This window comes from Bradyrhizobium sp. SMVTL-02 (assembly GCF_051853005.1).
GTDB lineage: Bacteria > Pseudomonadota > Alphaproteobacteria > Rhizobiales > Xanthobacteraceae > Bradyrhizobium.
Window position 1 is genome coordinate 4,997,631 of sequence record NZ_CP182469.1, and the last position, 12,741, is coordinate 5,010,371.

The 12,741-nt window shown below is 64.3% G+C and carries 12 protein-coding genes and 2 pseudogenes; 3 read left to right on the forward strand and 11 right to left on the reverse strand.

Annotated elements, in window-relative coordinates:
• Window position 1 precedes the first annotated feature (1 nt).
• Window positions 2–1,339 (reverse strand): replication-associated recombination protein A, encoded by a 1,338-nt coding sequence (locus tag ACNJYB_RS23710; protein WP_439368777.1) that lies wholly within the window; start codon window positions 1,337–1,339, stop codon window positions 2–4.
• Window positions 1,336–2,742, reverse strand: coding sequence for a DegQ family serine endoprotease (locus ACNJYB_RS23715; RefSeq protein ID WP_439368779.1), 1,407 nt, complete (start codon window positions 2,740–2,742; stop codon window positions 1,336–1,338). The genes ACNJYB_RS23710 and ACNJYB_RS23715 overlap by 4 nt, the downstream gene beginning before the upstream one ends.
• A gap of 324 nt (window positions 2,743–3,066) precedes the next feature.
• Between ACNJYB_RS23715 and ACNJYB_RS23720 the strand changes: the two genes are divergently transcribed.
• A complete protein-coding gene (locus tag ACNJYB_RS23720; protein ID WP_439368781.1) occupies window positions 3,067–4,698 on the forward strand; it encodes an OprO/OprP family phosphate-selective porin in 1,632 nt (543 codons plus the stop codon).
• A gap of 171 nt (window positions 4,699–4,869) precedes the next feature.
• Here ACNJYB_RS23720 and ACNJYB_RS23725 read toward each other — a convergent pair whose 3' ends face one another.
• Window positions 4,870–5,247 (reverse strand): winged helix-turn-helix transcriptional regulator, encoded by a 378-nt coding sequence (locus ACNJYB_RS23725; protein WP_439368783.1) that lies wholly within the window; start codon window positions 5,245–5,247, stop codon window positions 4,870–4,872.
• A 133-nt stretch (window positions 5,248–5,380) separates the two neighbouring features.
• On the opposite strand from ACNJYB_RS23725, the gene ACNJYB_RS23730 reads away from it, so the two are divergent.
• On the forward strand, window positions 5,381–6,394 hold the full coding sequence (locus tag ACNJYB_RS23730; RefSeq protein WP_439368784.1) for a zinc-binding alcohol dehydrogenase family protein: 1,014 nt from the start codon (window positions 5,381–5,383) through the stop codon (window positions 6,392–6,394).
• 63 nt (window positions 6,395–6,457) lie between these two features.
• On the opposite strand, the pseudogene ACNJYB_RS23735 reads toward ACNJYB_RS23730, so the two are convergent.
• Both ACNJYB_RS23735 and ACNJYB_RS23740 read right to left on the reverse strand, forming a co-directional pair.
• Window positions 6,458–6,754: pseudogene (locus ACNJYB_RS23735) on the reverse strand (DUF1330 domain-containing protein).
• Window positions 6,755–6,763: 9 nt separating this feature from the next.
• The gene (locus tag ACNJYB_RS23740) at window positions 6,764–7,552 is read right to left on the reverse strand and encodes an SDR family NAD(P)-dependent oxidoreductase (protein ID WP_439368785.1); all 789 of its coding nucleotides are present in this window, start codon (window positions 7,550–7,552) and stop codon (window positions 6,764–6,766) included.
• A 333-nt stretch (window positions 7,553–7,885) separates the two neighbouring features.
• Here ACNJYB_RS23740 and ACNJYB_RS23745 point away from each other — a divergent pair, with 333 nt between their 5' ends.
• On the forward strand, window positions 7,886–8,368 hold the full coding sequence (locus ACNJYB_RS23745; RefSeq protein ID WP_439368786.1) for a Bug family tripartite tricarboxylate transporter substrate binding protein: 483 nt from the start codon (window positions 7,886–7,888) through the stop codon (window positions 8,366–8,368).
• Window positions 8,369–8,726: 358 nt separating this feature from the next.
• On the opposite strand, the gene rplQ is transcribed toward ACNJYB_RS23745, so the two are convergent.
• From rplQ to ACNJYB_RS23775, 6 genes and pseudogenes are all read right to left on the reverse strand, one after another.
• On the reverse strand, window positions 8,727–9,143 hold the full coding sequence (gene rplQ, locus ACNJYB_RS23750; RefSeq protein WP_080137232.1) for a 50S ribosomal protein L17: 417 nt from the start codon (window positions 9,141–9,143) through the stop codon (window positions 8,727–8,729).
• Between the two features lie 121 nt (window positions 9,144–9,264).
• Window positions 9,265–10,296 (reverse strand): DNA-directed RNA polymerase subunit alpha, encoded by a 1,032-nt coding sequence (locus ACNJYB_RS23755; RefSeq protein ID WP_018647259.1) that lies wholly within the window; start codon window positions 10,294–10,296, stop codon window positions 9,265–9,267.
• Between the two features lie 112 nt (window positions 10,297–10,408).
• Window positions 10,409–10,798, reverse strand: coding sequence for a 30S ribosomal protein S11 (gene rpsK, locus ACNJYB_RS23760; RefSeq protein ID WP_007603045.1), 390 nt, complete (start codon window positions 10,796–10,798; stop codon window positions 10,409–10,411).
• Between the two features lie 122 nt (window positions 10,799–10,920).
• The gene (gene rpsM / locus ACNJYB_RS23765) at window positions 10,921–11,289 is read right to left on the reverse strand and encodes a 30S ribosomal protein S13 (RefSeq protein WP_018647258.1); all 369 of its coding nucleotides are present in this window, start codon (window positions 11,287–11,289) and stop codon (window positions 10,921–10,923) included.
• Window positions 11,290–11,475: 186 nt separating this feature from the next.
• Window positions 11,476–12,345, reverse strand: a complete 870-nt coding sequence (locus tag ACNJYB_RS23770) for an adenylate kinase (RefSeq protein ID WP_439375631.1) — start codon at window positions 12,343–12,345, stop codon at window positions 11,476–11,478.
• A 111-nt stretch (window positions 12,346–12,456) separates the two neighbouring features.
• Window positions 12,457–12,651 (reverse strand): annotated as a pseudogene (locus tag ACNJYB_RS23775) (preprotein translocase subunit SecY); the annotation flags it as partial.
• Window positions 12,652–12,741 lie beyond the last annotated feature (90 nt).

The window sequence follows — 12,741 nt, forward strand, 5'->3', positions numbered from 1 at the left end:
TCTAGCTCGAGCCGCCCCGCTCCTTGCGCAGCTTGGCCCAGTAGTCCAGCCGCTTCCTGATCTCGCGCTCGAAGCCGCGCTCGGGCGGGTCGTAGAAGGTCTGGCGGCCCAGGGCTTCCGGGAAGTAGTCCTGGCCGGAGAAGGCGTCGGGGGTGTCGTGGTCGTATTCGTAACCCGAGCCGTAGCCTTCCGACTTCATCAGCTTGGTCGGCGAGTTCAGGATGTGCTTTGGGGGCAGCAGCGAGCCGGCCTGCTTTGCGACCTGCATCGCCGTGCCGAAGGCGGTGTAGACCGCATTCGATTTCGGCGCGGTGGCAAGATAGACAACGGCCTGAGCGATGGCGAGCTCGCCCTCGGGGTGGCCAAGGAAGTCGAAGGCATCCTTCGCCGCATTGGCAATGACGAGCGCCTGGGGATCGGCAAGCCCGATGTCCTCGACCGCCATGCGCACGACGCGGCGGGCCAGGAACAGCGGGTCCTCGCCGGCATCCAGCATGCGCGCAAGATAATACAGCGCGGCATCGGGATCGGAGCCACGCACGGACTTATGCAGCGCCGAGATCAGGTTGTAGTGGCCGTCGGCCGACTTGTCGTAGATCGGCGCACGGCGCTGCAGGATCTCCTGTAACTGCGCGGCGTTGAAAATCTCGTCCGCCCGGGCCGAACGCCAGACCTCTTCGGCGAGCGTCAGCGACGCGCGGCCGTCACCATCGGCCATGCGCACCAGCACCGCGCGCGCCTCGGCATCGAGCGGCAGTTTCCTGCCCTCGACCTGCTCGGCATGCGCGAACAGCTTTTCGATCGCGGCGGCATCCAGAGAGCGGAACACCAGCACGCGCGCGCGCGACAAAAGCGCCGCGTTGAGCTCGAAGGACGGGTTTTCGGTGGTGGCGCCGACCATCACCACGGTGCCGTCCTCCATCACGGGCAGAAACGAGTCCTGCTGGGCGCGGTTGAATCTGTGCACCTCGTCCACGAACAGCAGCGTGCCCTTGCCCATCTCGCGGCGGGCGCGCGCGGCATCGAACGCCTTCTTGAGGTCCGCGACACCGGAGAACACCGCGGAGATCTGCTCGAAGTGCAGATCCGTGGCGTCCGCCAGCAGCCGCGCCACCGTGGTCTTGCCGGTGCCGGGCGGCCCCCAGAACACCAGCGAGCCCAGCGTGCGCGTCTCCAGCATGCGCGTCAGCGCGCCGTCGGGACCGAGGATGTGATCCTGGCCGACGACCTCCGACAGCACACGCGGACGCAACCGGTCCGGCAGCGGATGCGGAGCCTCGTGATCGAGCCCCGCCGCGGCAAAGAGAGTTGGCGTCTCCTGTGGTCGCTTCGGACTCATCCGCCCAGCGTAACGTTGATCTGCTGACCGCCGCGCACCACCGTGATGCGCCAGATCCGCGGGCGCTCGCTCGCCGCCTTTTCGAGATCGCCGGTCTTGCTGATCTTCTGGTTGTTGACGGCGAGGATGATGTCACCCTTCTGGAAGCCCACGCTCGCCGCCGCACTGTCGCCGCCGAGATCGGTGATCACGACGCCTTCGGTGTCGGCGTCCAGATGCAGCTCGTCGGCCACCGCCGGCGTGATGGTCGAGACTTTCGCGCCCTGGAACGGCGAACGTGCGGTGACGACCAGCTCGTTGCGCCCGGTGTCGGGCGCGGTCTCCAGCGCCACCGTCAGCTTGATCGGTTTGCCGCCGCGCTGCACGTCGATCTGCGCCGTGCCGCCCAGCGGGCGCGTCGCGAAGCGATAGTCGAAGGCGTTCGGATCATCCACGGCCTGGCCGTCGATCCCGGTGATGAGATCGGAGGATTTCAGGCCGGCCTTCGCCGCGGGGCCGTTCGACACCACGCTCGCGACCAGCGCGCCGGTCGGCGAACGCAGGCCGAGGCTCTCGGCGATTTCCGGCGTCACCGCCTGCAATCTCGCACCGAGCCAGGGACGCTTCACCGCCTTGCCGCCGCCCCTGGCGGAGGCGACGACGACACGCACCATGTTGGCGGGAATCGCAAAGCCGATGCCCTGCGAGCCACCGGAACGCGAATAGATCGCGGTGTTGATGCCGGCGAGCTTGCCGCTCATGTCGACCAGCGCGCCGCCGGAGTTGCCGGGATTGATCGCCGCATCCGTCTGGATGAAGAACTGGTAGTCGGTGATGCCGACCTGCGTGCGCGCCAGCGCCGAGATGATGCCGTGCGTCACCGTCTGGCCGACGCCGAAGGGATTGCCGATCGCGAGCACGACGTCGCCGACCAGCAGCTCGTCGGAATTGGTGAAGTCCAGCGTCGGGAACTTCTCCCTGGTGTCTTTCAGGCGGAGCACGGCCAGATCCGTGCGCGGATCCTTGAGCAGGATCTCGGCCTCGAACTCGCGCTTGTCCGACAGCGACACCCTGACCTGGTCCGCGCCCTCGATGACATGGACGTTGGTGACGACGAGGCCGGAGGCATCGACGATCACGCCGGAGCCGAGCGAGCGCTGCATCTGCTCCGGCTGCTGGCCCGGCACGCCGAAGAAGCGGCGGAAGATCGGGTCGTCCAGCAGCGGATTGCGGTTCTGCACCACCTTGGCGGCATAGACGTTGACGACCGCCGGCTGCACCCGCTGGACGATCGGCGCATAGGACAGCCGCAGTTCAGCCGGCGACGACGGGACCCGACGGTCCTGCGCCGCGGCCGGATCGAAGTGGGCCGAAAAGACTATGCACAATGCCGCGACGGCAGCAGTCCAGGTCGATCGAAACATTCCTACCTCTCGGAAAAGACGACGGAATATAGGCGCGTTCGCCCCCCAATAGAAGGGCGCCCGGCGGCAATATTCGGTCCCCTCCCCGGTGTGTCCGGCCTGCAAGACCCGCATGCGAATCGGCAATTAGGCCGGACTGTCCATTGGCATGATGCGCATCATCCAGCATTCTGGTGAGAAGCGGATTCGGTTGCAGCGAATTTGCATCAGTGGGAACCGCGCAACCGGGCGCAGCGTCGCGGGGCAGTCGTCGATCACACCTAGCTCTCCGTTCGCGACTTGGGAAGAGACGTGGGGAAGTTCGTTAAACGATGGAGGCATAAGGTGAGAAGGACAAGAATTGCAGCCACGGCGATTGGTCTCGCCGGCGCGCTGGCGGCCTCGCAGGCCCAGGCCCAGTCGGCCAGCAGCAGCGAGCAGGAAATCGCGCTGCTGAAGCAGCAGCTGAAGCTGCTGGAGCAGAAGCTCGACAAGCTCCAGAGCCAGACCGCCGCGAACACGGCGGCCACGGCGAAGGCGAAAGCCGAAGCCAAGGCCGAGGCGAAGGCCGAAGCGCGTTCGGAAGCGAAGGCAGCGGTGGCCAACGCGAACGCGGCAATCCCTCTCAAGGGGCCGGCGCATCCGTCGGGAGTCGTGGTGACGATGCCGAACAACCGGCCGACCATCTGCACCGCCGACGAGGCCAACTGCGTTGCCATCACCAGCCGCGTGCACTGGGATGTCGGCGGCTACGACTACCGGCCCAACACCGCGGCCACCGTGCCGCAAAAGCTCGACAGCGGTGAGAACGTTCGCCGTGCCCGCATCGGGGTCACCGGCAAATTCCTCAATGACTGGAATTTTGCCCTGATCTACGATTTCGGAGGCTCGTCCGACGGCTTTGGCGGCACCGGCGCCGCCGGCGCAACCCCTGTCGGCTTCCTGCCCGGCGGCGGCACCTCCGGCATCGAGAACGCTTATATCAGCTACACCGGGCTGAAGCCGTTCGGCGGCAAGATGGCGATCGAAGCCGGCGTCATGGATATTGCGTGGACCATGGATGAATCCACGAGTTCCAACGACATCGCCTTCATGGAGCGCGCCTCGGTCGGCGTCATCGCGCAAAATATCGCCGCCGGCGATTTCCGTTCTGCCGCCGGTGCCCGCTGGTACAACGACGTGTTCTATGCCGGCGCCTATGTGACCGGCCCGACCACGGGTGCCATTCACTCGGCCTCGAGCGTTTCACCTCCCGGCACCAGCGAGCAATACGGCGCGACGGCCCGCGTCGCAGGCCAGGTCGTGAGCGGCAACGACTACTCGGTGCATCTCGGCGCCGACGCCGAGTGGCTGATCCAGCCGCCGCGCAATCTGGTCGCGAACACGCAAACGCTCACGCTCAGCGATCGTCCCGAGCTGCGCATCGATCCCACGACGCTCATCTCGACCGGGGCGATTGCAAATGTATCGGGCGCGCAGGTTTATGGCGTGGAAGCCGCCGCGACCTATGGACCGCTCTGGGTCCAGGGCGAATACTACTGGTTCAACATCGATCGTGGTGCGAACACCGCCGTGGCGCCCATCGGTACGTCGAGCCTGAAATTCCAGGGCGGCTATGCTCAAGCGGCCTATGTCCTGACCGGTGAATCGCGCAAGTACAATCCGGGCAACGCGGCCTATGGGGGTATCAAGCCGAACGATCCGTTCTCGATCAACGGCGGCGGCTGGGGTGCATGGGAGATCGCCGGCCGCTACTCGACCGTGGATCTGAACGATCAGCTGGCGACCGCTGCCGGAATCGCCGGCGGGCGCCAGACCGTCTACACGCTGGCGCTCAACTGGTACGTCAACGGCAACGTCCGCTTCATGCTCGACTACCTGCACGGCACGGTGTCGAAGCAAGCCTCGGCGGTGTCGGCGGCGGACACCGGCTCGAAGTTCGACGCGGTTGCGTTGCGCACGCAGTTTGCGTTCTGACTTTACACCTCTTCCGCACAGAGAGGTCGCGCCGAAGGCTCTGAGGGGTTACGGTCTATCGAGGATGCTGCGCCCCCTCACCCGAATTGCCCTGGACGATGCTTCGCATCGCCAGGCGCAATTCGACCTGTCCCCGTCGGGCAGAGGTAACGGCACTGCCCGTCACCTTCATCACGCAGCGCGCTTCGGCTTCTTCACGACCACGGCCGGCGGCGCGCAGGACAGGCGCTGCTGATGGCTCTCGCCCCAGGCCTTGAGGATGTCGATGACAGGCTTGAGGCTCTCACCCAACTCGGAGAGGCAATACTCCACCCGCGGCGGCACCTCCGCATAGACCTTGCGGATGACCAGCTTGTCCTCCTCCAGGGCGCGCAGCTGTTTCGTGAGCATGCGCTGGGTGATGCCGGGCATCCGGCGGCGCAATTCGCCGAAGCGCTGGGTTCCGCTCTGCAGGTGGTAGAGGATCACGCCCTTCCACTTGCCGTCGATCAGGTCCAGCGTTGTCTCGACGGAGCAGCCCGGACGACGGGCAAAATTGCGCCGTTTCATGCATGTTTTCCCGATAGTATCCAAACAGGGACTATATCCCCGAATTTACAGTACTTGCCAAATGGACGCCAGCGGGACAGTTAGCAGGCAGGCGCACATCCAAAGCTATCGCGCCAACTGATGGAGACACGCCATGAAGGCCGTCGGCTACAAGAAATCGCTCCCTATCGACGACGCGGATTCACTGATCGATTTCGAGACCGCAAAACCCGAGCCCAAGGGACGCGACATCCGCGTCGCCGTGAAGGCGATCTCGGCCAATCCGGTCGACTACAAGGTGCGCAAGCGCGCCGCCCCGCCCGAGGGCGAGACCAAGGTCCTCGGCTATGACGCAGCCGGCGTGGTCGACGCCGTCGGCCCCGAGGTCACGCTGTTCAAGCCGGGCGACGAGGTGTTCTACGCCGGTTCGATCCTGCGCCAGGGCACCAACGCCGAATTCCACCTGGTCGACGAACGCATCGTCGGCAACAAGCCGACGTCGCTCTCGTTTGCGCAGGCCGCAGCCCTTCCCCTCACCTCCATCACCGCCTGGGAATTGCTGTTCGATCGGCTCGGCGCCGTCCCCGGCAAGAGTGTCGATCCGCGCACGCTGCTGATCACCGGCGGTGCCGGCGGCGTCGGCTCGATCCTGATCCAGCTTGCGCGCCGCCTCACCGGGCTCACGGTGCTCGCGACCGCGACGCGGCCGGAATCGCAGAAATGGTGCCTCGATCTCGGCGCACACGCGGTGGTCGATCACGGCAAGCCGATGAAGGAGCAGATCGAGAAATTGAAGCTGCCGCCGGTCGCGCTGGTGGCAAGCCTCACCTTCACCGACCAGCACTACAAGGCGATCGCGGAGTTCATGGCCCCACAGGGCAGGTTCGGCCTGATCGACGATCCGGCCGAGTTCACCATGAGCACATTCAAGGGCAAGGCGATCTCGGTGCACTGGGAAACGATGTTCACGCGCTCCTCGTTCCAGACCCCTGACATGATCGCGCAGCATCATCTGCTCAACGACGTGGCCGACCTCATCGATAAGGGCGTGTTGCGCACGACGCTCGACCAGACCTTTGGCACGATCAATGCCGCCAACCTCAAGCGTGCGCATGCGCTGCTGGAGAGCGGCAAGTCCCGCGGCAAGATCGTGCTGGAGGGGTGGTGACGAAGACCTCGTGGGGTGGGCAAAGGCGCACTTGCGCCATGCCCATCTTGCCATTTCGATGCTCTAGGCTGGCATCACGCCCTCGACAAAGATCAATCGCCGCTCGAGCGCAGCGGCGCGGATCTTCAACGCCTCGGCATATTCCGGCGAGGCGTACCATTCCTTCAGCCGCGCCATCGAGGGGAATTCGACGATGACGATGGCCTTCGGCGGAAGGTTGCCTTCCGCCAGCTCGGCCTTGCCGCCACGAACGAGATAGCGCCCGCCAAACTACGCGATCGTCTTCGCGGCGAGCGCCCGATAGGCGTCGAAACCCTCGAGATCGCGCATCTCGACTTCGGAAATCACATAAGCGGTCATAGGCGGCTCTTACGCGATGGTATTGACGATGCCGCCCTCTGCCCGCAGCGCCGCACCGTTGGTCGCGGACGCCTCCTTCGAGGCGACGTAAACAACCATGTTGGCGATCTCGTCGACGCTGGCAAAACGCTGGATCAGCGAGCTCGGCCGATGCTGCTTGACGAAATTGGCCGCCGCCTCGTCCACAGACTGTCCGTTTTGCTTCGCGAGATCCTTCACGAAGGTCTCGACACCCTCCGACATGGTCGGGCCCGGCAGCACGGAATTGACGGTGACCCCGGTGCCGCGGGTGAGTTGCGCGAGGCCGCGCGCGACCGACAGCTGGGCCGTCTTGCTCATGCCGTAGTGGATCATCTCGACGGGGATGTTGAGCCCGGACTCCGAGGAGATGAAGACGATGCGGCCCCAGTTGCGTTTGAGCATGCCCTTCATGTAGGCCCGCGACAGCCGCACGCCGCTCATCACGTTGACCTCGAAGAAGCGGGTCCAGTCCTCGTCGGGGATGTCGAAAAAATCCTTCGGCTCGAAAATGCCGGCGTTGTTGACGAGGATGTCGACCTCCGGCAGAGCCACCACCAGCGCCTTGCAGCCCGCAGCGGTGGAGACGTCGGCAGCGATGCCGCGGACCTTGGCGCCCGTCCCTTCCAGCCTGCGCACCGCGGCGTCGACTTTGTCCTGGCCGCGCCCGTTGATCACGACGCTGGCGCCGGAGGCAGCGAGGCCCTTGGCGACGGCGTGGCCGATGCCGGCGGTCGAGCCGGTCACGAGTGCGGTCTTTCCGGAAAGGTCGATGTTCATGCGATATCTCCCTCGGTTCGGTGCTGGTGATATCGGACGCGGCGGATCGGGTTGCAATCGGCGCTCACCAATCGGTGAGGCGCTGCAAAGCCATTCCGACGGCAACATCGACGCCCTGCCTACTCCCCCGATGGAACGATTATTGCTAGGTTGCGCCGAGCACTCTTGCTCGTGTGAACACGGAACACCTCTACAGAAAATCAACGGCTCTCACGGTTGTCCTCGGGTTGACCGGCCTGATCGGCGGCACTTCGCTCGCATCGGCTCAAGCGGTCTATCCGGAAAAGTCGTTGCAATTGCTCGTCCCGTTCCCGCCCGGCGGCGGCTTCGGACGTGCTCGCGCGCATCTTCGGCGGCGAACTCGAAACCCGGCTCGGCAAGCCCGTGGTCATCATGAACCACCCCGGCGGCGGCACCACGATCGCGGCCAAGGAAGCCGCGCGCGCGGCACCTGACGGATACACCCTGTTCTACAGCTCGAACTCGAGCTTCACCCTGCCGGCCGCCGTGAAGGAAAGCGTGCCCTACGACGCCGCCAAGGATTTCGAGCCGATCGGACGGAAAGGCCAAACCACCTTCGCGCTCGTCACCTACCGCGACAATCCGATCAACGTTGCCTCGTTGGTCACTGAAGCGAAGGCCAATCCGGACAAGCTGTCGCCGGCCTCCTTCGGCGTGGCGACCGTCTCGCATTTCGCCGGCGAGCTGTTCAAGTCGGCCGCCGGGATCAAGATGGTGCACCTGCCCTACAAGGGCAGTGCGCCGGCGATGAACGACCTGATCGGCAAGCACATCAGTATCAAGTCGACACGGTGACCGCCGTGAAGCCGCAGATCGAGGCCTGCACCGTCAAGGTGCTCGCGGTGTTCTCGGGCAAGCGCACGCCATTCTTGCCCGACGTGCCGACGCTCGCCGAGCTCGGAGCTGACGACCACGCTGGAAGAGATCGTCAACACCCCTTCAGTCATCGAGCGCTTCACCCAGGTCGGCTTCGAACCGGGCTTCGTGCGCTACAGCAACTGGGCAGGCACCATCGGCAAGGAGACGGCCGAGATGAAGGAGATCGCACAACGGGCGGGGATCAAGGAGGAATAGCCTCGCGGATCCGCATCATTGCAGGAATGAAAAACGGCGCCCGAGGGCGCCGTTCTCAATCCGTATCCGCTGAAACGGCTTACGCCGCCTCGGCTTCCTTCTCCTGCACCGGACCGGAATCCTGGCCCTTGGCGTCGACGTCGCGATCGACGAACTCGATCACGGCCATCGCGGCGTTGTCGCCGTAGCGGAAGCCCGCCTTGATGATGCGGGTGTAGCCGCCCTGGCGATCCTTGTAGCGGGTCGCGAGCGTATCGAAGAGCTTCTTGACCATGTCGACGTCGCGCAGCTCGGCGATCGCCTGGCGGCGCAGCGACAGGCCGCCCTTCTTGCCGAGGGTGACGAGCTTCTCGACGATCGGACGGAGCTCCTTGGCCTTCGGCAGCGTGGTGACGATCTGCTCGTGCTTGATCAGCGCGGCCGCCATGTTGGCGAACATCGCCTTGCGGTGCTCGGCCGTGCGGTTGAGCTTCCGATGAACCTTGCCGTGACGCATGTGTCTATTCCTTACATATGAACTGCCGCGACGGTTGGTCGGACCAGTTGCTCAGGTGGGCTTCCTGCGTTCGCCCATAAAAATCGCGGCCAGATCTCTCCGGCCGCGACGGTGAAGTCGATCAGTAGTGATCCTCGAAGCGCTTGGCGAGCTCGTCGATGTTCTCCGGCGGCCAGCCCGGCACTTCCATGCCGAGGTGCAGACCCATCTGGGCCAGCACTTCCTTGATCTCGTTCAGCGACTTGCGGCCGAAGTTCGGGGTCCGGAGCATTTCCGCCTCGCTCTTCTGCACGAGGTCGCCGATGTAGACGATGTTGTCGTTCTTCAAGCAGTTGGCCGAACGAACCGACAGCTCGAGCTCGTCCACCTTCTTGAGGAAGGCCGGATTGAAGGCGAGGTCCGGGATGATCTCCTGGGCGACTTCCTTGCGCGGCTCTTCGAAGTTGACGAACACGTTGAGCTGATCCTGCAGGATGCGGGCGGCATAGGCCACCGAGTCATCCGGCGAGATCGCGCCGTTGGTCTCGATCGTCATGGTCAGCTTGTCGTAGTCGAGAATCTGGCCCTCGCGGGTGTTCTCGACCTTGTAGGAGACCTTGCGGACCGGCGAATACAGGCTATCGACCGGGATCAGGCCGATCGGCGCGTCCTCGGGACGGTTGCGCTCGGCGGGCACGTAGCCCTTGCCCGTGGAGACCGTGAACTCCATGCGGATCTCGGCGCCCTCGTCGAGGGTGCAGATCTGCAGGTCCGGATTCAGCACGGTGACGTCGCCGACGGTCTGGATGTCGCCGGCGGTGACGACGCCCGGGCCCTGCTTCTTCACGACCATGCGCTTGGGGCCTTCGCCCTGCATCTTGATCGAGATGTCCTTGATGTTCAGCACGATGTCGGTAACGTCCTCACGGACGCCCGCGATCGAGGAGAACTCATGCAGCACGCCGTCGATGTGCACCGACTGCACCGCCGCGCCCTGGAGCGAGGAGAGCAGGATGCGGCGCAGCGCGTTGCCGAGGGTCTGGCCGAAGCCGCGCTCGAGCGGCTCGGCGACGATGGTCGCGAAACGCGAGGAGTCACTGCCGGGCGTGACCTGGAGCTTGTTCGGCCGAATCAGTTCTTGCCAATTTTTCTGGATCGTCACTGTTTCACCCATACAGGCCAGTCGAACTGCCGTTGCAGACACTGGCGTTGGAGAAAGGCCGCAGGTTGCACCCGCGGCTTCTTAGTAAAGTCATTGCGGGTGCCGATGCGCCCGCAACTTGGTATCAAACGCGCCGACGCTTGCGGGGACGGCAACCGTTGTGCGGGATCGTGGTCACGTCGCGGATCGAGGTGACGGTGAAGCCCGCGGCCTGCAGCGCGCGGAGCGCCGACTCGCGGCCCGAACCGGGACCGGCGACTTCGACTTCCAGCGTGCGCATGCCATGCTCCTGCGCCTTCTTCGAGACGTCCTCGGCGGCGACCTGGGCGGCATACGGGGTCGACTTGCGCGAGCCCTTGAAGCCCATCGTGCCGGCGGACGACCAGGCAATCGTGTTGCCCTGCGCGTCGGTGATGGTGATGGTCGTGTTGTTGAACGACGAGTTCACATGCGCAACGCCGGAGGCGATGTTCTTGCGCTCACGACGGCGAACGCGGGTGGCTTCCTTGCCCATTGAGTCCCTTTCCTGAAGATCTCAAACGCCGCCGTAATGCCAGCGGCTACACCTGTGGAACGAAAAGCGCGTGGCGAAGGGGTCATTCCCTTTCGCCACACGCCGCGATTGGATGCGAAAACTTACTTCTTCTTGCCGGCGATGGCCTTGGCCGGACCCTTGCGCGTACGCGCATTGGTGTGGGTACGCTGACCGCGCACCGGCAGACCGCGACGATGGCGCAGGCCGCGATAGCAGCCGAGGTCCATCAGACGCTTGATGTTGATTCCGACCTCACGACGCAGGTCGCCCTCGACGAGATAGTCGCGGTCGATCACTTCGCGGATCTGCAGCACTTCGGCGTCGCTGAGCTGATTGACGCGACGATCCTCGGGGATCTTCACCTTCTCGATGATGTCACCGGCGATCTTCGGGCCGATGCCATGGATGTACTGAAGCGCGATCAGCACGCGCTTGTTGGTGGGAATGTTCACGCCGGCAATACGGGCCACGGCCTTCTCTCCTGTTGCCGATCCCTCGTCAGGAATCGGGCTTAAGTGCTTGCTTTCTCGGGCAGGTGTTCACAAACGCGAACACGACGCCCACCCCCGGTCTTCCTGGGGCCCGGCATCGTCTGAAACTATCCGACTTGGATGCGGGGCTTATTAGGGGATTCCAGGGGCTTTCGTCAACCACTGCTAGCGCTTGGATCGCTTTTTCGTGACCTTTTTTGGTCCCTTCTTCGAACCTTTTTTGACGGTCTTCTTGGCGGTCTTTTTGACCGTTTTCTTGGCTGTTTTCCTGGCTGTTTTCTTGGCGGTCTTCTTCGCCGCCTTCTTGGTCCCCTCCACGGCCTTCTTGGCCGCCTTTTTGGAGGTTTTGGCCGCTTTTTTAGCCGATATTGCCGGCTTTCTGGCGGCCTTGGCCTTCTTGGCGGGGCCCGATTTGGCCGCGCTGCGGGCGTGGGTCTTGGGTTCCACCGCCCCGAGCGCCAGGAGCTGGCGGTGGATCGCGCGGGTGACCTCGTCGATCGCCATCATGCCGTCGATGGTGGAGAGCTTGCGCCGCTCGGAATAGTAGTGAATCAGCGGTTCCGTCTGGCTGCGGTAGCTGGCCAGGCGCTTGGTTAGAACCTCCGGAGTGTCGTCGACCCGGACCTCCTCCCCGCGCTCGCGCATCTGGGCGACGCGGGTCTCGACCCGGCTCAGAAGCGCACTCTCGTTGACGCGGAGCTCGATCACCGCATCGAGCTTGAGATGCTTGTGCTTCAGCAACTCATCCAGCGCCTCGGCCTGCGGCACGGTGCGCGGGAAGCCATCGAGGATGAAACCGTTCTTGGCGTCGGGCTGGTCGATCCGATCGGAGATGATTCCGACCACGACGTCATCAGGCACGAGACCGCCGCCGGCCATGATCTCCTTGGCCTTGAGCCCGACCGGCGTTCCCGCCGCGACGGCCGCGCGCAGCATCTCGCCGGTCGACAGCTGGACGATGCCATAGCGCTGCACCAAGAGCTGCGCCTGGGTCCCCTTGCCTGACCCCGGCGGTCCCAGAAGTATAATTCTCATCGGCGTACGCCCCCCCGGATTGGTGAGCGATACCTCGCGCACCTGTGTTTGAAGATCGAGAATAGTGCAAACCACAATCAGCGCCGCACCACCACCCATTTTATAAACCAGCGCGTTCCCGTAGGCCAAGAACACCTCGGGAATCAGCGATAGGGCCGCCAGGTAGCCGGCGCCGATCACGGTGCTCGGCGACACCATGCGATCGAGATAACTGGCTGTTGCCTCGCCCGGCAAGACGCCGGAAATCACGCCGCCCTGCCGGGCAAGCGATTCGGCGACATGATCGGGGTCGATGACAAAGGCCATGTAGACGAAGGCCAACGCGAATACTGCGATCGATCCGAGAACGATGTGGGCCTTGTCGCCGTACTGCAGATGCGCGCTGATGGCTTCGAC

Coding starts and splice junctions, on each gene's coding strand:
- ACNJYB_RS23740 (WP_439368785.1), bottom strand. CDS start 7,552: ATGAACATCGACCTTTCCGGAAAGACCGCACTCGTGACCGGCTCGACC.
- ACNJYB_RS23730 (WP_439368784.1), top strand. CDS start 5,381: ATGAAGGCCGTCGGCTACAAGAAATCGCTCCCTATCGACGACGCGGAT.
- ACNJYB_RS23715 (WP_439368779.1), bottom strand. CDS start 2,742: ATGTTTCGATCGACCTGGACTGCTGCCGTCGCGGCATTGTGCATAGTC.
- ACNJYB_RS23770 (WP_439375631.1), bottom strand. CDS start 12,345: ATGAGAATTATACTTCTGGGACCGCCGGGGTCAGGCAAGGGGACCCAG.
- ACNJYB_RS23755 (WP_018647259.1), bottom strand. CDS start 10,296: ATGGGTGAAACAGTGACGATCCAGAAAAATTGGCAAGAACTGATTCGG.
- ACNJYB_RS23710 (WP_439368777.1), bottom strand. CDS start 1,339: ATGAGTCCGAAGCGACCACAGGAGACGCCAACTCTCTTTGCCGCGGCG.
- ACNJYB_RS23725 (WP_439368783.1), bottom strand. CDS start 5,247: ATGAAACGGCGCAATTTTGCCCGTCGTCCGGGCTGCTCCGTCGAGACA.
- rplQ (WP_080137232.1), bottom strand. CDS start 9,143: ATGCGTCACGGCAAGGTTCATCGGAAGCTCAACCGCACGGCCGAGCAC.
- rpsK (WP_007603045.1), bottom strand. CDS start 10,798: ATGGGCAAGGAAGCCACCCGCGTTCGCCGTCGTGAGCGCAAGAACATC.